The following is a 19888-nucleotide window of genomic DNA, read 5'->3' as shown; positions in this document are numbered from 1 at the left end:
GGAGGATAGGAGATGAATCACTTGGAGAATAAGCGTATTCCAAAGCTATCCGATGCTTTCGGAGCAGCATTCGATATCGGCGCTGCGGTTAATCCGCGCACCATTGAACGGGCTGGCGGGCTGATCGCTCACCATTACAATAGTCTGACTGCCGAAAATGAAATGAAGTTTGTCAGCCTTCATCCGGCAGAGGAGCGGTATACGTTCGAGGCGGCAGACCGCATCGTTGCGTTCGCTAGAGAGCATGGCAAGAAAATGAGAGGCCATACGCTGGTCTGGCATAACCAGACCTCGGATTGGCTGTTTCAGGAGGCCGACGGCAGCACGGTTAGCCGCGAGAAGCTGTTTGACCGCTTGAAGTCCCATATTGATACGGTTGTTTCGCGGTACAAAGATGATATTTACGCATGGGACGTTGTCAATGAAGTCATTGCGGATGAAGGCTCCGAACTGCTGCGGCCATCGAAGTGGCTGGACATCGGAGGGCCGGAGTTTATCGCTAAGGCATTCCAATTCGCCCATGAGGCCGATCCGAATGCCCAGCTTTTTTACAACGATTATAATGAATCCGATCCGCTTAAGCGCGACAAGATCTATGCCTTGGTTAAATCGCTGCTTGAGCAGGGCGTACCGATCCACGGCATTGGCCTTCAGGCGCATTGGAGCCTCTATGCTCCTGCGTTAGATGAAATCCGTGCAGCCATTGAGAAATATGCTTCGCTCGGGCTGCGGTTGCAGCTGACAGAGCTTGATGTGTCGATGTTCCGGCATGAGGATAAGCGTACCGATTTGACTGCTCCAAGCGAGGAAATGCTGGAGCTTCAGGCAGCTCGTTATGAAGCTTTGTTTCAACTGCTGCTGGAGTATCGCAGCCATATCGACGCCGTAACCTTCTGGGGCGCCGCCGATGATTATACCTGGCTGAACGATTTTCCCGTACGAGGCAGAAAAAACTGGCCGATGCTGTTTAATGAGCGACACGAGCCGAAGGATTCATTCTGGCGCGTAATCAAGCAAGCATCGCAGGTTTAATCAGATGCAGCCAGAGTTAGCAAGGAGGCAGAACGAATGACGGGCAGTACAGCTTACAAGGCTTGGCTGAATTACAGCCAAGTCCCGGATGAGCAGTTGCGTGAAAAATATAGACGTATACTAGGCCAGATCAGTTTTGCGGGGACACCCTCCGGGATATTAGCGACAGCGGTCGAGGAGCTTCGCAAAGGCATTTTAGCAATGCTGGACATGACCCCAAGCCTCGTTACAAAACCGGAAACGGGTGGTTATCTGCGCATCGGGTTCCAAACGGAGATGGAAGGCTCAGAAGAATGGAACCTGGGCAAGGAAGGGTATACGATTCAGTACATCGAGCAGCAGGAGCAATCGTTTATTAACCTAGCTGCGGGATCGGAAATCGGTGTTTTGTATGGTGTGTTCCACCTGTTGCGAATCATTGGACAAGGGAATCCGGTGGAAGAGCTAGCTGTGAAGGAATCCCCTACGAATGAGCTGCGGATGATAAACCATTGGGATAATGCAGATGGATCAATAGAACGAGGCTATGCCGGTCGTTCGATTTTTTACAGAAACGGGAAGATTGGCGAAGACACGCAAAGAATAAAGGATTATGCCCGGCTGCTAGCTTCGGTCGGCCTTAATGCGATTTCCATTAATAATGTGAATGTCCATGAGCTGGAAACGAAGTTTATTACCGAAGAACTGCTGCCATCCGTTGCGGGTGTTGCTGATATTTTCCGCGGCTATGGGGTGACGCTGTTTCTGAGCGTGAATTTTGCTGCCCCATTGCAACTGGGTGAGCTGAAGACGGCCGATCCGCTGGATGCCGCTGTTCAAGGCTGGTGGAAGCAGGCCGTGGATAAGGTATACTCGTATATTCCTGATTTTGGAGGGTTTATCGTCAAAGCGGACTCGGAGCATCGGCCAGGGCCTTTCGCCTACGGACGCGACCATGCGGACGGAGCGAATATGCTGGCTGATGCGCTAGCAGCTCATGGCGGGCTGGCGATTTGGCGCTGCTTCGTTTATGACTGCATGCAGGATTGGCGTGATCGGAAGACGGATCGAGCTCGCGCGGCTTTTGATCATTTTACGCCGCTGGACGGCCGCTTTCGCGATAATGTTTTGCTGCAAATCAAGAATGGCCCGATGGACTTTCAGGTTCGGGAGCCCGTTTCGCCTTTGCTTGGCGCAATGAAGCAGACGAATCAGGTGATGGAATTCCAGATCACGCAGGAGTATACCGGACAGCAACGGCATTTGTGTTATCTGGTGCCGCAATGGAAGCAGGCTCTGGATTTCGATACGCATGTGAATGGTGCAGGGTCCGAGGTGGAAAAAATCGTGAACGGCTCCTTATTTGGCATGAGACATAGCGGGGTGGCTGCTGTATCCAATATCGGAGATGACGACAGCTGGACGGGACATATTCTTGCTCAGGCTAATTTGTTTGGTTATGGTAGGCTGGCATGGAATCCAGCTATAACTGCTGATGAAATTACCCGCGATTGGGTGAGGGCAACCTTTGGGTGCGATCAGATGGTGACGACAGCGATTAGTGGAATGCTGATGCAATCTTGGTCGATTTACGAGAGTTACACCGCGCCGCTTGGCGTCGGCTGGATGGTGGCCCCCAATCATCATTACGGGCCGGATGTCGATGGTTACGAATATTCGAGGTGGGGGACCTATCATTTTGCAGATCGGGACGGCATTGGCGTTGATCGGACTTTGGCGACCGGAACGGGATATACGGCGCAATACGCCGAGCCGAATGCTTCGCTTTACGAGAAGGTAGACACCTGTCCTGACGAACTGCTGCTTTTTTTCCATCATGTGCCTTATACCCATAAGCTTCACAGTGGAAAAACCGTCATTCAGCATATTTACGATACCCACTTTAGCGGTGCTGAAGATGCGGAGTGGCTGGAGCGGGAGTGGGCGGGCTTGGAAGGTAGAATCGACGCTGGCAGGTTTGCGGACGTTGCGTCCCGCTTGGCCGAGCAGTCGCAGCATGCGAAGCAGTGGCGCGATATCATCAATACGTATTTCTACCGAAAATCCGGCATACCCGATGAAGGCGGTAGGGTGATTTATTAGTGGCGGGGCGTTGGCAGTAAAGCGGGGGAACTTGAACGAATTGTTGATCTAATCCGGCTGAGTTGCCCCAAATGGGCAGTGTATGGCTGCGTTTTTGAGAAATAGATCTAATTTATAGATCTATTTTAGCGGAAACAGCCGAAATGGAAGGAATAGGTCTAAAAAATAGACCTATTTTGGCTGAGTTGCCCCAAATGGGCAGTGTATGGCGGCGGTTTTGAGAAATAGATCTAATTTATAGATCTATATTAGCGGAAACAGCTGAAATGGAAGGAATAGGTCTAAAAAATAGACCTATTCTGGCTGAGTTGCTCCAAATGAGCGGCAAGTGGCTTTGGATTAGAGAAATGTATTCAAGCTTCTGATGCGAAACGAGGATCGACCATTGCATGTGGGTAGATGTGCCTCACTCGCGCAAAGGAAATAAGTCCAAGCAAGTGAAGAGCCAGCGAAGGCGATTCTAACTTTCCAAAAAGCTATTTCTAACTCACCAAGCGAGGTGAAGTTGAAATAGCTTTTTTTTATTGCACGATGTAAGTAAAGCAAGGATGCCAAGTCGAGTGGCTCTAATATCGCAAAGAGTTATCTTAAGAAGCGAGAGCGTTGCCTAGCTAAAAGCTGCTCACGGATCTAGCACTCCAGGCTAAAAGCTGCTCACGGATCTAGCACTCCAGGCTAAAAGCTGCTCACGGATCTAACACTCCAAGCTAAAAGCTGCACACGAGCTAGATTACCACCTAAGTCGAAGATGCAACTTTTACAATTTTGTAAACGTTTGTATAATTGGGGTGATAGCATGTTTTGGGCGAAAATGAAGTTTGCTATCGTCATGCTCGCAAGCACGGCAGCTATTACGGGCTGTATGTCCATTTCTGAGCAGACGATTGTTCCAACTAATAGCAGTGAGAAGCTGGTGCATGCTATTGAGGCTGGGGAGAAGGCTGCGGCGGCGCAGGTGACGGTAAGCAGGTCGATGCAATTTGGCCATGTGAATACCGATGTTTATGGCATTTTTGAGCAGGCGGAAGATGTCCGCGTTTTTGAAGATGCGTTTCGCAACGCAAGCCGAATCATGGGCATTCTTGATGTCAGAAGACCAGATTATGACATTGTCGTAAATCGCAATGGAGTGGAGCGTTCTGTTCATTTGTGGCTTCAACCGAGAATGGAGACAGGCATGTATACCGAGGTAGACGATACGGGTACCGGATACCGGCTAACTGCTGCCGCGACAGAAACGCTCAAAAAAATGATTTGGGGCCTTTATTACGACGAGGAATTGGCCAATCAAAACGGGAATGTTGTGCAATTGATGGGGAAATGGAGCAATCTGAACAAGTGGCATTCTTTCGTCGACAACGTAAAAGAAGGAATAGCGGATACCCTTCATATTACTTCCTATACTTTTGAAGGAGGGCCCATATTTTATGACTTGCTGTTTGACGGAAACCAAATTGAATATACGTTTGATAATACGCATGATGCGTATGGCAGCCCAATCAAGCCGACATCTGCTTGCAGTGCAATAACAAAGAAAAAAACGAATAAAGGCAAAGAGTATCGATTAACCGGTTGCGTGGGCAGTGAGCTCGAAAACCCTACCTTTAGTTTGCTTATTCCCTAATTATGAGGAGAAGCGGGCACAAGCCAAGTTGATCTGCCTTTTGCAACCAAACCTCTGTAAAGGAGCGAAGCTATAAATATGAAAAGAAGTCTGTTTCGATTAGCGGCAATATTGCCATTCATTGTGCTAGGACTTGCTTTTATATTGATAAGTGGGTGCAGCGCGTCTAAGAAAGTGGAACACATTGAAGCTTTTACGACTGTGACGGATGAGGAAAATGAAGAGGGCATATTTGTGATAACAGGCTATATGAAGGTAAATGCTATTTCTAATATCGTACAAGGAAAAGGCTATATCAAGTCCGATGTGAAAACGATTGAAGATTCCTATGATTTGCAAGGGAATTTTATAAAGTCCGAATTTAAGCATTCTAGCGGTAGCAAGTCCAGTGTCACGATGCACGATGATGGTGGTAGCCGCAAAAAAGAGCTCAAATCTCCTTCGACCATACTGATTCCCGATGGGCATGATGAAGGCGCTCATTCGATTTCATTGTCAGAGGAAGAAAAGAAACAGATGAAAGAGCATGTATTGTCTTATTTGAAATAAAAGAATGAAGAAGGGGATCGGCAGCCAGATGCAGAATGAATGATTAGCTGAAAAAGCCATAAATCGGATTGACGAAGGAGAAACCTCGAATGAAGCTGGACCGACTGCTCGCAATAACGATGACTTTGCTTAATCAAACCCGGGTCAGCGCGACATCGCTTGCCGAGCGCTTCGAGGTCTCTTTGCGTACAATATACCGGGATATGGAATCGATTAATCAAGCAGGCATTCCAATTGTTTCCTTTCCCGGCTCGGATGGCGGCTATGAGATTATGTCAGGGTACCGCATTGACAAGCAAATTCTGTCGCTCGATGATTTTTCTTCTATTTTCTCTGCCCTGCGGGGTGTCCGTTCCGTTACGGACAGCACTGACTTTGATGGTCTGCTTGAGAGAATTGGGGCAATCATGCCGAATCAGGCAAGAGCTGACCAAATGAATGTGGATTTTGATTTGACACCGACCCCGAACGATAAACAGAAAATTGTTCTGATCCACCAAGCGATTAAAGATTGCCAGCTTGTCCAAATCGATTACTTGGACAATAAAGGAACGGAAACCGAGCGGACGATTGAACCGATGGGGCTTTTTCTAAAAGGCTATGTCTGGTATTTGTATGGGTATTGCCTAATGCGTTCCGACATTAGAGTATTTCGTCTTTCTCGTATGCTGCAGATTAGGACCATGCCAGAGCGATTCAGCCGTCGCAATTATTCGCTGCAGGATGTGGAGCAGCAGTTCATGGGGATAGCCATTTTTTCCAGAGTGAGGGCAGAATTGCTGTTCGATCAGGAGTTAAAGACGAGAGTAAGGGATGAATTCGGAAGTGACGAGGTTGTGGCGAATGCAGACGGAACTATAACGGTCATCACTTTTTATTCATCCATGGAGAATGCGATTCGGAGCATTCTTAGCTATAGCAGCTATGTTACGGTCATCGAACCTCCGGACGTCATAGAGGAGCTGCAGCTGCATATTCGGAAGTTGGCCCTAAAGTACAAGGTATGAATAAGGTTATACAAGCTTGCGTGAAACCTTTCCTCTCTTTTATGCGTTTGGAAGTTCATAATGGAAATATTACGCATAATAGGAGGTATCATGAAACGGATTGTTTTACTGGTCATGATCATCATTCTAACCTCATGCAGCAGCAAGGGCAGCGGAAATAATGAGGAAAAGGCAATGGACCCTATACTTATGGGGAAAATGGCGGCACCTAAACTGCAGCATAAAGATGAGCTTTTTGAAATGAGCGTTCATCTGGATAAGACTACCTTTGAGGAGGGAGAGCCGATCGTCTATTCCGCAAGCATAACTTATATCGGCGACGAATCTTCGATAACGGTTTGGGGGCCTCAAGCGAAAATCGTATTTTATATCACGGATGGCAAGCAGTTTGAAATGGAAGGCGCAAGTACAACGGAGCTTGCCCCAACGACTTATATAAAGGGTGAAAAACATCAAATTCCGTTCCAAAAAAGCGGTGGTTATGCCAGTGACGATCTAAAGGCTAGCTATTGGAAATCATTTTATGGGGAGAGGGATTTGCTGCTGCCGAAGGGAACCTACCTCATTGCTGCGAACAGCAATTTCTCGTTGGATGAGTCGGTAGTGGACAGCCATTACAATGGCTCCGTGTACGCTACCATTACGGTGGAATGAAAAGGAGCAAGGAAAACGAATGACCAATCTCTATTTTGTGCGGCATGCCCATTCCGTATATACGCCAGATGAGGTCAATCGGCCATTATCCGAGCATGGTTGCAATGATGCAAAAAGAGTGACAGACCTGCTTAAGGAACATCACATTGATCTTGTTCTATCTAGTTCTTTCAAACGGGCGATGCAAACCGTGGAGGGAGCTGCCAATTTTATTGACGAAGCTGTTCTTCTTGTCGATGGTTTTAAGGAAAGAACTGAATGTCAGCAGCACAATAAGATGTCTTGTTAATATCGAGCACATACTGACATACTGACATACTTCGAGGTGATGGAGATGTTCAATCCTAAGGTCTTCTTCTATTAGTTGTATTGGTATTCATGGCCAAGCGCCATAATCTAACCCGATACAACGGGGATGAAGATGTTTGCAGTAGAAGAGATTGCTTTGTGGGAAAATGAGCAAATAGTTTCTAAGCTTCAGATTAAAGCCAAGCAGCATAAGGACCCAAGAAGAAGCAAAACAAGGGAATACCGCAAAGGGATCAAAAGCGTACATTACGACAAAGAATGCACCGAAGTAAAAAGGGACGGAAATCGTTTGTATCGAACGCGCATGAAGCAGCTGATGCGCCTTGAGCAATATGATTTGCTGTATGATTATCAACATACAGGCGGCTGGATCACTTGGTAAATGAAATATAGTTTCGCAAGAAAGAGGAGATTAAATCTCCTCTTTTTGGCGTTTAAAGCTATAGAAGGCAGCGAATTCTCGTTGCTGATTTCAAAAATAGAAGGTTTCATAAAAGGTACTGTTTATGTTCGTAAATGTGTGTTATTATAAAAACGAACATTATCAAACGATGGCTTGTGCTTGCGAGTCAGGCATAGGCAATAAAACTATTAGGAGGCTTATAAACCATGGAAGTACGCCACACTACAAACCCAACCGATGTGAAGCAATACGATACGGAACGTCTACGCAGTGAGTTTTTGATTGAGAGCCTGTTCGTACAGGATCAACTCAAAATGACATATACGCATTACGACCGCATGATCGTTGGCGGTGCTTTGCCTGTAAACGAAACGCTTGAGCTGGAGGATGCGGCAACGCTGAAAACCGAATATTTCTTGGAGCGCCGTGAAATCGGTTTCTTGAATATCGGCGGACCAGCCTCCATCTCCGTTGACGGCGAAGTGTACGAGCTAAATAAGCTTGAAGTGCTATACGTTGGCAAAGGCAAACGCCAAGTGCTGTTGTCGAGTACCGACAAAGAAAACCCGGCTAAATTGTATTTCTGTTCCGCCCTTGCACATGCCGAAATCGCTACCCGCAAGATGACGATGGAAGAAGCAAATCCGACTCATCTTGGCTCGCAAGAAACGTCCAATGAACGCGTTCTCTACAAATATATTCATGCAGACGGCATTCAAAGCTGCCAGTTGATGCTTGGTGTTACTAGCCTGCAAACGGGCAGTGTCTGGAATACGATGCCATCTCATGTGCATGACCGCCGGATGGAGGCATACCTTTACTTTGATATGAATGATGATGCGCGCGTATTCCATATGATGGGCGAGCCTTCGCAGACGAGACATCTTGTCGTGGCGAATGAGCAAGCGATCATTTCGCCTCCGTGGTCGATCCACTCCGGCGTTGGCACGAGCAACTATACGTTCTGCTGGTCGATGGCAGGCGAGAACTATACATTCACAGACATGGACGCAGTACCTGCAAGCGAGCTAAAATAGGAGTATTCGCTACAGGAGGTGCACCATGCTTGCTGCTGAACGGCATCGCAAAATTATCGAGAAATTAGAGCAGCTCGGCGCGGTGAAAGTATCCGAGCTGAGCGAGCAGTTTGGCGTTACGGAAAAAACAGTTCGTGAGGATTTGGAGAAGCTTGAGGAAAAAGGGCTTCTGAAACGGACGCACGGAGGCGCTGTTCCGGAACAAGCGGGCGAGGACAGCCTCTACCCGCTGCAGTTCCCAAACAGCAAGCATCAACAGGAGAAGTCGGCCATTGCCTCGCTCGCGCTCTCCTGCATTGAGCCCAATGATATCATTGCGCTGGATGCAGGCAGCACGACGCTTGAAATGGCGAAGAGGCTCCCTAACATGCCCGTGACCGTGCTAACCAATGATTTGCTTATTATCCGGGAGCTTACGGCGAAGGATCAGGTAAGGCTCGTGATCCCAGGCGGCTACCGCCATAATAACTTGCTGATCGGCGCCGAATCGCAGGAATGGATTAAACGGCTGAATGTTCATAAGCTGTTTTTATCGACGACGGGCATTCACTTGGAATATGGGCTGACCATTTTCACGGAGGAGCTCGCCAAGCTGAAGAAGCTTTATATGGACAATGCCAAAACCGTTTATTGCTTGGCTGACCATAGTAAATTCGATAAAGGCGCATTGATTACGTTTGCGGAGCTGAGCGAGATTGATTACATCATTACCGATGATGGGATTTTGCCAGAGGTAGCAGCGAAATACGAGGCGCTTTCGATACGGATGATGAAGGCTGTGCTTCCCGAGAGCGGGAAGCGTACAAGAGGGAGGACTTGAACTGATGGGTTTGTTTGATTTGACTGGAAAAACAGCTATCGTTACGGGCGCAGGACGCGGCCTAGGCGAGGCGATTGCTCTTGGCTTCGCGCAAGCGGGCGCTGACGTAGTGCTCGTTACCAATAGTACGCCTGCCGACAAAGCGGCGAACGCGGTAAGGGAGCTAGGACGCAAAGCGGTGACGATACAAGCCGACATATCGGATCGTACGAAGCTCGCTGGGATCGTTGAACGTACCGTTGATGAGCTGGGGCGTATCGATATTTTGGTCAATAACGCGGGCATTATTCGCCGCACTCCTGCCGCAGACCACAGCTATGAAGATTGGCAGGCGGTGCTGGATGTGAACCTGAATTCCGTCTTCGCCCTATCCCAGCTAGCGGGTAAGTATATGATTGAGCAAGGCTCGGGGAAAATCATTAACATCGCTTCGATGCTATCTTTCCAAGGCGGCATTAATGTGCCAGGCTATACATCCAGCAAGCATGCGGTAGCGGGGCTTACCAAAGCGCTTGCGAGCGAATGGGCTGCCAAAGGCTTGCAGGTCAATGCGATTGCACCGGGTTACATGAGTACGGACAACACGGAAGCCCTTCGTGAGGATCCAGTCCGCAGCGCTCAGATTTTGGGCCGCATTCCGGCAGGACGCTGGGGTACGTCCGAGGATTTGATCGGTCCAGCGGTATTTTTGGCTTCCGCAGCTTCCGATTATATGAATGGCCATATTCTGGCCGTTGATGGCGGCTGGCTGGTGAGATAAACCAGTCATGTGCTCATAACAAGCATGACGCAATATTTTCAAGCTTGAGCCATAAGGAACGAACAAAATAAGACAGCCCAGAGCGGTTAACTGTTCTGGACTGTCTATTTTTTGTAGTCATGCGATTAATCCAATGAGACATAGGAGACAGAACGTTGACGTAAAACAGACTCTTCAAGGTTGGTTTTGTGCGAAGACGAATCAGCGGAATGTGCCAGGACCTGCAAGGCGGCAGTTGCGAATAAATCAAGTATGCGGCCGTCCTGATCCGTTTTGTCGTATTGAAAATGGTCAAGAGGTGGAAGTGGGATGCTGCCGATAAAGCTTTGAAGGAGATCGCTCCATCTGTCCAAGTCAATCGTATCCTCGGTATCGCTGGCAAATAGCTCACTCCAGCCAATTCCCAAATTGCTTGTTAAACGGAGACATACGCGATGACCTGAAGCATCGACGGCGAGAGCAGGGATGACAAACAGCTCAATACGAGTGACGGATAATGAAGGGGTCTGTTCTGCAAAATATTGCATTTGGCTTGCACAATTTGTCAACATAAATAAATCTCTCCTTTGTTCGCTGACGAGGTTAGCTGTCGGATTCGGGCTAGAGAGAATGCCCTACCAGGGTTACAAATCCCTGGATTCACCCCTTGCGAAACGATGACAATCGCTCGCGATGGTTCCCCCGCTTTTTCTTGCGAAAAATTAAGCGTGAATAGTGTACTCTTAATTATACCCCTCAATTGCATTTCTGTAAATCTTATGCATTCAAAACAACGAAATATAGGAGATCGCTTGTTTGAAAAAAAGAGCTTCCTTATCTTCGAACTCACGGTTAAGGAAACCTAAATCTTCGCTGCTCACGCGGTGGGCGGCAGCCCTAAACAGCTGGCATAGCCGATCATCCTGTCCACATAATGCCGGGCTAATGATCACAGGCAGCTGATGCTGGATTGAGGCATCGATAAATTTTAGAAGCATGCCGCACCAGGTTGTCCAATCTCTTGGCTTATCGGCTTTGTTTAGGAAGAGCTCGCTCCAGCCATAACCCTCTTCAGCGGACAGGCGAAGATAAATATGATAGCCGGCAGGCCGGTCATTAAACGATTCTTCCAGCACGTACATCTGTATTCGCTTGATAGTGAGGACTGCTGGCGTTGACCATTTGGGACTGGGTAAAGGGTCTTTGGCTTGAATGGACATGTAGGATATCTCTCCTTAACCGAATGAAATTCGAAGATGACAGGCAACCATTAAGGCTTGCCGTCTATAGTAAACCGGAAACGAATCGGTGTAAAACAGCCGTTAACCCAGATAAGGTTTTGTGGCGTCATTTCTAAATCATTTGCAGCGTTTTGACGAAGAAAACGTGCTTATTCTGGAAAATGCTCGTTTATGCTTCGAGAAGCGCAGCCTTGGGGAAAAGAGGCGTATGCTGCTGAAAAACAGCTGACTAGGCAAATGGATTATTTTCATAAACATGAGAAAAAAGAAGAAATAACGAGATTCATCGAGGTAAACGTGAATGTAAGCGTTACATGACGAGCTGCAAGGCTCAAATTAACTTATTTAACCAATAAGCTGCCTTTACAGAGAGGGAGCGCGAGGAGTAAGATTCGATACAGGAACGACGAATGAAGTTCGATTGACTGATCGCTGAGTTTCTGCGAAAGCGGAAAACGGGGGAACCATGAATGACGCTAGGCGCCTGTCCGATGTGAGAGTCGGATGTCGCATAGCAGGGGTGAATCTTCAGCCGGTACCATGGATACCGGTTTGAAGTAGGGCGACTCTCACCGCCCGAATCCGACAGCTAACCTCGTAAGCGTGGATATGGAGAGGAATGATGAAGCTTGTGATCGATTAACCTCGACCGCAGAGTGTCATGTACCTCTGCGGTTTTTTGCTGCCCAAAGCAGCTATTTTTGCAAGAAAGTACGATGCTGAGTCCTGCAATAGCAGGAACGGGGGAACCAACCGGACGATCCATGCTTAGTCGCAAGGATCGCTCCATGGGGTGAATCGCTGGCCAGCAGCCAAGCGTAGGGCAACTCTCAAGGCCCGAATCCGACAGCTAACCTCGTAAGCTTACTCGAGAGAGGCAACAACCAATGCGCTTCCCGCAGCTTATTAAGCTGTGGGCATAAGAAGCCGCGGGATTGGTTCCTCTTATCCCAAGGCTTCTTTTTTGTTGCCTTTTTTACCAAATGGAGGATACAAAAATTGGATGAAAATCATATAGTCATTGCCGGTCTTAGTGAGGCAGGGCACAGCTTTATTCGCACCTTGCAGTTCCGCCGCTTGAAATTTATTGTGCTTACGAACAGCAAGGCGAAGGAGAAGCGGCTGCGAAAGCAGGGCATTCCAGATGTGCTTTACATCAATACGAATAACCGCGGCAGCTGGCAGCCGCCGGATGTTCCCATTCGCGAGGTGTTCATATTTGAGAGCAGCCTAGCGCTGAGCTGCCGCTTCGTGCAATGCTGCCGGCCCTGGACCTCCAAGTCTATTTATGTGATTACGCAGCAATGGAACCCACGAGCCATATATAAGGGGCTTGGAGCGAATCACATTGTGTTTTCACAGACCGGCGAGGTTGGTTTTTTGTTAAGCAGCAAATAGCATAGGAGGGATTTCCTTGTTGGACGTATATATGATGCTCATTTTTATCGCATGCTTTGGTTTATTTTACGGTTTTTTAGCTTGGTGCGGCAGCGTGGTTGATCCATCGGGATCGGGAGGAGAACGCCCATGATCATTGTATCGATCGTCGCCTTGTTTGTTTTCATCTATCTGGTTTATGCGTTAATTCATCCGGAAAAGTTTTAGTGGAGGAGGCTTGTTGGCCATGGATATTTTGCAAATGCTTGTCGTTGTTTTCCTGCTTGTGCTGCTGGTGAAGCCGCTCGGCACTTACGTTTATCATGTGTTTTCCAATGAAGCGAACAGACTAGATAAGGTGTTCGGCAGCTCGGAGAGACTGATTTTCAAAATAATCGGACTTAAGCGGCGAGAGGGCATGGGCTGGAAAAAGTATGTGCTCAGCTTTGTTGCGACGAACTTTATTTTGGCCGCTATTAGTTATTTGATTTTGCGTTTGCAGCATGCGCTGCCCCTGAACCCGAATGGCACTGGGAGCATGGAGCCTACGCTTACCTTCAATACCGTAATCAGCTTTATAACAAATACGAACCTCCAGCATTACAGCGGAGAGAGCGCGCTGTCGTATTTCTCTCAAATGGCCGTCATCATGATGATGATGTTTACGTCCGCGGCGACCGGCTTCTCGGTTGCTATGGCGTTCGTCCGCGGAATTACGAGCAAAGGACAAACGATTGGCAACTTTTTTGAAGACTTTGTCAAAGCGCATACCCGGATCTTTCTACCGCTATCCTTTGTGATCACGCTCGTACTCGTGGCGCTTCAAGTGCCGCAAACCCTGGACCCTACGCTGACAGTCAAGACGCTGGAAGGAGCGATGCAGCAAATAGCGATAGGCCCTGTTGCTTCACTGGAATCCATCAAGCATCTAGGAACGAATGGGGGCGGTTTTTTTGGAGTCAATTCGGCCCATCCCTTTGAGAATCCGAACCCGTTAACGAACGTGATCCAAATCTTGTCGATGTGGGCGCTTCCTGCCTCGCTGCCTTATGCTTTTGGCCTGTTTGCCAAAAATAAAAAGCAGGGCTGGGTGATCTTCACCGCGATGATGTGCTTGTTTATCGTATTTCTGAGCTTTGCTTATACGTCGGAGAAAACGGGCAACCCTGCGCTGAGCGCGCTTGGCATTGATGCTTCGCAAGGCAGCATGGAGGGCAAGGAAGTCCGGTTCGGCATTGCGCAGTCGGCGTTATTCACAACCGTGACGGCAGCGGCTACAACCGGTACGGTCAACAATATGCATGATACGCTGACACCGATTGGCGGGCTGGTGCCGCTGGCTGAAATGATGCTGAATGTCGTTTTTGGCGGCAAGGGAGTCGGCCTCATCAATATGCTGATGTATGCCATTTTAGCCGTCTTTATATGCGGGCTGATGGTCGGACGGACACCGGAGTTTTTGGGGCGAAAAATTGAGCCGCGTGAAATGAAGCTCATCGCCGTGGCGATCCTCGTCCATCCCTTCATTATATTAGTGCCCACCGCCATCGCCTTTATGACGGATTTGGGGCAAGGAGCGATTACGAACGCAGGTTTCCATGGCATAAGCCAGGTCCTGTACGAGTACACGTCTTCGGCGGCAAATAACGGCTCCGGCTTTGAAGGCTTAGGAGACAATACGCCATTCTGGAATATCAGCACCGGGCTCGTCATGCTGCTTGGCCGCTATATTTCGATGATTGCTATGCTGGCTGTTGCAGGCTCACTTATGAGCAAGCGGCATGTTCCGGAGACGCTCGGTACGTTTCGCACGGGCAATGGCTTGTTTACGGCGCTTCTAATCGGTACGGTCCTTTTAATCGGGGCTCTTACTTTTTTACCGGTCATCGTGCTTGGGCCGGTTGCGGAATATTTAACGCTCGGATAATGGATGAGGTGAATGATAATGAAAGCAGATAAGAAGAAGACGATGTTGTCGGCGGATGCCGTTAAGCAAGCTTTGCGTGAGAGCTTTATGAAGTTGAATCCCGCAGTCATGATCAAAAATCCGGTAATGTTCGTTGTCGAAGCGGGGGCGGTGATCGTGCTGCTCATGGTGGTGTTTCCAGCTTATTTTCAGTCGCAGGAACGGCTCGGATTTAATATTGCTGTTTTTCTAATCCTGTTGTTTACGCTGCTGTTTGCCAATTTTGCAGAAGCTATCGCGGAGGGCAGAGGAAAAGCGCAGGCCAGTTCACTCAAAAAATCAAAGCAGGACATGAGCGCAAACAAACTGATCGGCGAGTCCGTTGCCATTGTATCGTCAACGGAACTGCGTAAAGGCGATGTCGTTATCGTCTCCCAAGGCGAAATGATCCCGGGCGATGGAGAGGTCATTGACGGGCTGGCTTCCGTGGATGAATCGGCAATAACGGGAGAATCCGCGCCGGTTATAAAAGAAGCTGGCGGCGATTTCAGCTCCGTCACGGGCGGAACAAGAGTCGTCAGTGATCAGATCAAGGTACGGATGACAAGTGAACCGGGCCAATCGTTTATTGACCGTATGATTTCGTTAGTTGAGGGGGCAAAGCGCCAGAAGACGCCTAATGAGATTGCGCTGAATACGTTGTTGATCAGCTTGACGATTATTTTTCTTATCGTAGTCGTAACTTTGAAGCCTATCGCGAACTATCTGGGTATTTCATTAGAAATCCCTGTGCTTATCGCATTACTGGTATGCCTTATTCCAACAACAATCGGCGGTTTGTTATCAGCGATCGGTATCGCGGGGATGGACCGAGTGACCCAGTTTAACGTGCTCGCGATGTCAGGCAAGGCAGTGGAGGCAGCAGGCGACATCAATACGATGATTTTAGATAAAACAGGAACGATTACGTTCGGCAACAGGATGGCTAGCGAGCTCATTCCCGTATCAAGCAGCAGCATCCAGACGCTTGCCGAATGGGCGGCCATAAGCTCATTGAAGGATGAGACGCCTGAAGGAAGATCGGTGCTGGAATGGATGAAGATGCGGGAGATGGGCTTTCAAGAAGCAGTTGCTGAAGACGGCGAATTCATCGCGTTCAAAGCCGAAACGAGGATGAGCGGCATCGATCTGGCCGATGGCCGCTGCGTTCGGAAGGGCGCCGTCGACGCCGTTCGCAAATGGGTCATTTCGCAGGGAGGAACAATCCCAGCTGACCTCGAGCAAATAGCTAACACGGTTTCTACCTTAGGAGGAACGCCGCTGGCAGTAGCAGTCGACAAGGAGCTGTATGGCGTCATTTATTTGAAGGATACCGTGAAGCCGGGAATGAGGGAACGCTTCGAGCAGCTGCGGGAAATGGGGATCAAAACGATTATGTGTACGGGGGATAATCCACTGACGGCAGCCACGATCGCCCGGGAAGCGGGTGTCGATGATTTCATTGCCGAGAGCAAGCCGGAGGATAAGATCGCAGTCATTCGCCGCGAGCAGGCCGAAGGGAAAATGGTAGCGATGACGGGGGATGGCACGAACGATGCGCCGGCTCTGGCGCAAGCGGATGTTGGCCTTGCGATGAACAGCGGCACGATTGCAGCCAAGGAAGCAGCCAATATGGTGGACCTGGACTCGGACCCGTCGAAAATGATTGAAGTTATCGCGATCGGCAAGCAGCTGCTCATGACAAGAGGCGCGCTTACGACCTTCAGCATCGCAAACGACGTTGCCAAATATTTTGCGATTATTCCGGCTATGTTTATGTTGGCCATTCCGGAGATGGGGGTGCTCAATATAATGAATCTGGGCTCGCCGCTATCGGCTATTTTGTCCGCGTTAATCTTCAATGCCCTCATTATTCCGCTGCTTATCCCGCTTGCGGTCAAAGGGGTTGCGTACAAGCCGATGAGCGGGGCAAAGCTGCTTAGCCGAAATGTGCTGATCTATGGATTAGGCGGTGTCCTCGTTCCGTTCGTAGGCATTAAGCTGATTGATTTTGCCGTGCAGGTATGGATTTAATTCTATTATATAAGAAAGAAGGCCTGAACAATGAATGAACAAACGGAAGGTCGCCGAGGTTTTGAAGTGTCATCCATCTGGATTCCGCTGCGCATTAGCCTGCTATTTATGGTTTTGTGTGGAATTATTTATCCACTAGTTAGTACGGGAGCCGCGCAGCTGCTCTTCCCTGAGCAAGCGAACGGAAGTCTGGTGAAAGACCGCTCGGGGCAGATTGTCGGCTCTGAGCTGATTGGCCAAAATTTCACGGATCCCAAGTGGTTTCAAGGGCGGGTATCCAGCATTGAAAATAATGCAGCAGGCTCAGGTTCCAACAACTATGGGCCGTCCAATCCGGACTTAACTGAACGCACAAGGGCTGCGATTGAGGCGTGGAAGTTGCAAAATCCGGATGTGCCGGTCAGTCAATTGCCGCTAGCACTAGTCACGAACTCTGGCTCTGGGCTTGATCCGCATATTACTCCGCAGTCGGCAATGGTCCAAATCGCGAGAATAAGCAAGCTTACCGGTGAACCGGCAGCTCAGCTCGAAGCGCTGGTGATCAAGCATATTGAAGGCCGAGATTTAGGGCTGTTTGGCGACGAGAGAGTGAATGTGCTCAAGCTGAATCTCGCGTTGTCCGCTTTGCTTGGAGAGTAGAGGAATGGCTCCTTTGAAGAGGAAAACGCCAGAGGAATTGCTGCTGTCAATGGCAAAGCTGCACCAAGGGCGCCTGAAAATTTTCGTTGGCGCGGTGAGCGGATCAGGAAAAACCTACCGCTTGCTGCGGGAGGGCATGCAGCTCAAGCAGGCTGGCATTGATGTTGTCTTAAACGGGCTAAGTCATCCACAGAATGAGGAAACCCTTCAGCTTGCGGAGCCATTGGAGCAAATCCCATGTATCGGACAGAGAGAAGGCTGCATGGAGCAGACGGATCTGGATCTTGAAGCTATCACCCAGCGCAATGCGGAAGTTATGCTCATCGATGGTCTTGCGCATCTTAATCGCAGAGATGCCAAATTTCGCACGAGGCTTGAGGAGGTACAGTACCTTATTGGCATAGGAATCAGCGTAATCACGACCATTAATGTATACGAGCTGGCGGGTGTGGATGAGATCGCTTGGAAATGGACCGGTATCCGGCCAGACTGCACGGTACCGGCTCATACGCTAGAGCTGGCTGATGAGGTTATTCTTATCGACGTGTCGCCGGAAACTCTGCTCAAACGGTTTGAAGAGGGAGTGCTTGGTGTACATTCCTCGCGGGCTATACCCTTGCGCGGGAATCTAGCTGTCCTCAGAGAGCTGTCTCTGCGTCTGGTGGCTGAGGGCGTGAACGAATCGCTGGAGAAGCATCGTGGGGAACTGGGGCTGACTGGACCATCCGGTACTTCTGAGCGAATTCTGGTCACGGCCCAATACCATTGGAACAGCTCTTTGTATGTAAGAAGGGGGCAGCAGATTGCGAGAAGGCTAAATGGAGATGTCGTGGTTGTTTCCTTCATCGACCCTGCCAAGAAGCTGTCCAGAGAGGAGCAGGCCTTCAAAGCCGCTATCCGAAAGCTCACTAATAAGGTAGGCGGAGTGTTTCAGGAGCTGCCGCTTGCGCACCGCCGTGATCTGCCGGCTGCACTTGTTGGTTATGCGGAGCAGCAGCAGGTTACGCGAATCGTTATGGGGCATTCGAAGCAGACCAGCTGGCAGCAGCTATGGCAGGGATCGATTGTCGACAGCGTGCTTCGCAAGCTGAATCAGATTGATTTATTTCTGATGGCAGATCGCGCAGAGCTTGAAGGAGAGCGGGTTTTGCCAGTCAAGCATAGACGTGACACCCAAACAGCCTTGTTTCGGAGATTCAGCCTGCAGGAGCGCGAACAGCAAGCCGAGACCATCCGGAGAGGACATTTTAACTTGTATATCGGGGCAGCTCCGGGCGTTGGGAAAACGTACCGTATGCTCTCTGAAGCGAACTTGCTTCTCCAGAAGGGCATAGACGTCATCATTGGCATTGTGGAGACGCATGGCCGGGAGGAAACAAAGAAGCAGATCGGGGAGCTCCCCAAGGCTGAGCTGCAGGCGGTCCACTACCGCGGAACGGTGCTGGAGGAAATGGATACCGAAGCGATCATTCGCCGTAATCCTGAGGTCGTGCTGGTTGATGAGCTGGCTCATACGAATGTGCCGGGCAGCATCAGAAAAAAACGCTATGAGGACGTTATTCATTTGCTTGAACATGGCATAGCGGTCATATCGACGATGAATGTGCAGCATATCGAAAGCTTAAATGATGCTGTCGCGCAGGTTACGGGGGTTCGAGTTAAGGAAACGGTACCGGATGCGATCATTCGTTTAGCTGATCAGGTAGAGCTGATTGATGTCACGCCGCAAATGCTTCAGCAGCGTATGAGAGATGGGAAGATTTATGCACGCGATAAAGTGGAGCAAGCGCTGGGCGCTTTTTTCACAACCGGCAATCTTATTGCGCTCCGCGAGCTTGCCCTGCGGGAGCTTGCGGATGACGTTGATGAGCGGCTGGAATCATGGGACCGGAATCAGACGCTGCGCGGTCCGCTCCACAGAAAGGAAGTCATTTTCGTCGGTGTTGATACCCGCGGGGATGCAGAGCGGCTGATCCGCCGCGGCTTCCGTATCGCCTATCGCCTTAAAGCGCAGTGGCATGTCCATCATGTGCAAGGCGAAGCCTTAACGAATGATGCGAAAGCAAAGCAAGAAGCGCTGACGAGGCTGACTGAGAGGCTTGGCGGTATATTTGAAATGTCAAAGGCAGAGAGCAGAGCTCATATCGCGGGGACACTGCTGACAGCGGCCAACCTTGCACAGGCGACGCAGCTTATCATTGGGCAGTCAAGCCAGAGCGGCTGGCGACAGCTTATGCGGCGTGGCAATATCGTAAAGGAGCTTCTTCAAACCGCACGCCACCTGGATGTGCTTGTTGTAGCCAATCGAAATACAACTTCGCACGCTTAAGGGAATGAAAAAAAGGAATATCACGAAGCGGCTTCTCATTCTCCGCTTGCGGGATATTCCTTTTGTG

The 19888-nt window shown here is 49.4% G+C and carries 19 protein-coding genes and 3 riboswitches; of the genes, 17 read left to right on the top strand and 2 right to left on the bottom strand.

Annotation, left to right across the window (positions count from 1 at the left end; all coding sequences use genetic code 11):
- The first annotated feature begins 12 nt into the window (after positions 1-12).
- From FJQ58_RS12120 to kduD, 11 genes are all read left to right on the top strand, one after another.
- Positions 13-1032 carry an endo-1,4-beta-xylanase gene (locus FJQ58_RS12120; protein WP_139993695.1) on the top strand — a complete coding sequence of 340 codons (1020 nt, stop codon included), beginning with the start codon at positions 13-15 and terminating at the stop codon, positions 1030-1032.
- A gap of 36 nt (positions 1033-1068) precedes the next feature.
- Positions 1069-3114, top strand: coding sequence for an alpha-glucuronidase family glycosyl hydrolase (locus FJQ58_RS12115; RefSeq protein ID WP_139993693.1), 2046 nt, complete (start codon positions 1069-1071; stop codon positions 3112-3114).
- A 796-nt stretch (positions 3115-3910) separates the two neighbouring features.
- Entirely contained in the window at positions 3911-4738 is an 828-nt protein-coding gene (locus tag FJQ58_RS12110) for a DUF4362 domain-containing protein (protein ID WP_161601310.1), read from the top strand.
- A gap of 78 nt (positions 4739-4816) precedes the next feature.
- Positions 4817-5287, top strand: coding sequence for a hypothetical protein (locus FJQ58_RS12105; RefSeq protein WP_139993690.1), 471 nt, complete (start codon positions 4817-4819; stop codon positions 5285-5287).
- 89 nt (positions 5288-5376) lie between these two features.
- Positions 5377-6294: a helix-turn-helix transcriptional regulator gene (locus FJQ58_RS12100; protein WP_139993688.1), complete on the top strand. Its 918-nt coding sequence runs from the start codon at positions 5377-5379 to the stop codon at positions 6292-6294.
- Positions 6295-6384: 90 nt separating this feature from the next.
- Complete coding sequence (locus tag FJQ58_RS12095; RefSeq protein WP_139993686.1) at positions 6385-6948, top strand: hypothetical protein; 564 nt, start codon at positions 6385-6387, stop codon at positions 6946-6948.
- 19 nt (positions 6949-6967) lie between these two features.
- Positions 6968-7237: a histidine phosphatase family protein gene (locus FJQ58_RS12090; protein ID WP_139993684.1), complete on the top strand. Its 270-nt coding sequence runs from the start codon at positions 6968-6970 to the stop codon at positions 7235-7237.
- A gap of 132 nt (positions 7238-7369) precedes the next feature.
- Positions 7370-7639 carry a hypothetical protein gene (locus tag FJQ58_RS12085; protein ID WP_238404013.1) on the top strand — a complete coding sequence of 90 codons (270 nt, stop codon included), beginning with the start codon at positions 7370-7372 and terminating at the stop codon, positions 7637-7639.
- A gap of 227 nt (positions 7640-7866) precedes the next feature.
- Entirely contained in the window at positions 7867-8697 is an 831-nt protein-coding gene (gene kduI, locus FJQ58_RS12080) for a 5-dehydro-4-deoxy-D-glucuronate isomerase (RefSeq protein WP_139993682.1), read from the top strand.
- A 25-nt stretch (positions 8698-8722) separates the two neighbouring features.
- Positions 8723-9517, top strand: a complete 795-nt coding sequence (locus FJQ58_RS12075; protein ID WP_139993680.1) for a DeoR/GlpR family DNA-binding transcription regulator — start codon at positions 8723-8725, stop codon at positions 9515-9517.
- Between the two features lie 4 nt (positions 9518-9521).
- Complete coding sequence (gene kduD / locus FJQ58_RS12070) at positions 9522-10277, top strand: 2-dehydro-3-deoxy-D-gluconate 5-dehydrogenase KduD (protein ID WP_139993678.1); 756 nt, start codon at positions 9522-9524, stop codon at positions 10275-10277.
- Between the two features lie 125 nt (positions 10278-10402).
- Here kduD and FJQ58_RS12065 read toward each other — a convergent pair whose 3' ends face one another.
- Entirely contained in the window at positions 10403-10828 is a 426-nt protein-coding gene (locus FJQ58_RS12065; RefSeq protein ID WP_139993676.1) for a hypothetical protein, read from the bottom strand.
- A 5-nt stretch (positions 10829-10833) separates the two neighbouring features.
- A riboswitch (cyclic di-AMP (ydaO/yuaA leader) is annotated at positions 10834-10995 on the bottom strand.
- 46 nt (positions 10996-11041) lie between these two features.
- Positions 11042-11476: a hypothetical protein gene (locus FJQ58_RS12060; protein WP_139993673.1), complete on the bottom strand. Its 435-nt coding sequence runs from the start codon at positions 11474-11476 to the stop codon at positions 11042-11044.
- A 441-nt stretch (positions 11477-11917) separates the two neighbouring features.
- Positions 11918-12116: riboswitch (cyclic di-AMP (ydaO/yuaA leader) on the top strand.
- Between the two features lie 88 nt (positions 12117-12204).
- Positions 12205-12377: riboswitch (cyclic di-AMP (ydaO/yuaA leader) on the top strand.
- Positions 12378-12496: 119 nt separating this feature from the next.
- Between FJQ58_RS12060 and FJQ58_RS12055 the strand changes: the two genes are divergently transcribed.
- From FJQ58_RS12055 to FJQ58_RS12030, 6 genes are all read left to right on the top strand, one after another.
- On the top strand, positions 12497-12895 hold the full coding sequence (locus tag FJQ58_RS12055; RefSeq protein ID WP_139993669.1) for a hypothetical protein: 399 nt from the start codon (positions 12497-12499) through the stop codon (positions 12893-12895).
- Between the two features lie 129 nt (positions 12896-13024).
- Positions 13025-13102, top strand: coding sequence for a K(+)-transporting ATPase subunit F (gene kdpF, locus FJQ58_RS33410; RefSeq protein ID WP_139993933.1), 78 nt, complete (start codon positions 13025-13027; stop codon positions 13100-13102).
- A 19-nt stretch (positions 13103-13121) separates the two neighbouring features.
- Positions 13122-14801, top strand: coding sequence for a potassium-transporting ATPase subunit KdpA (gene kdpA, locus FJQ58_RS12045; RefSeq protein ID WP_139993668.1), 1680 nt, complete (start codon positions 13122-13124; stop codon positions 14799-14801).
- A 12-nt stretch (positions 14802-14813) separates the two neighbouring features.
- Positions 14814-16853, top strand: coding sequence for a potassium-transporting ATPase subunit KdpB (gene kdpB / locus FJQ58_RS12040; protein ID WP_420799831.1), 2040 nt, complete (start codon positions 14814-14816; stop codon positions 16851-16853).
- Positions 16854-16883: 30 nt separating this feature from the next.
- Positions 16884-17492 (top strand): potassium-transporting ATPase subunit KdpC, encoded by a 609-nt coding sequence (gene kdpC / locus FJQ58_RS12035; RefSeq protein ID WP_139993665.1) that lies wholly within the window; start codon positions 16884-16886, stop codon positions 17490-17492.
- 4 nt (positions 17493-17496) lie between these two features.
- The gene (locus tag FJQ58_RS12030; RefSeq protein ID WP_139993657.1) at positions 17497-19821 is read left to right on the top strand and encodes a histidine kinase; all 2325 of its coding nucleotides are present in this window, start codon (positions 17497-17499) and stop codon (positions 19819-19821) included.
- Positions 19822-19888: the final 67 nt, after the last annotated feature.

Source organism: Paenibacillus paridis (genome assembly GCF_006345825.1).
Taxonomy (GTDB): domain Bacteria; phylum Bacillota; class Bacilli; order Paenibacillales; family Paenibacillaceae; genus Pristimantibacillus; species Pristimantibacillus paridis.
The sequence above is the reverse complement of the archived record's forward strand: the minus strand, read 5'-3'. Positions and strand labels throughout refer to the sequence as shown.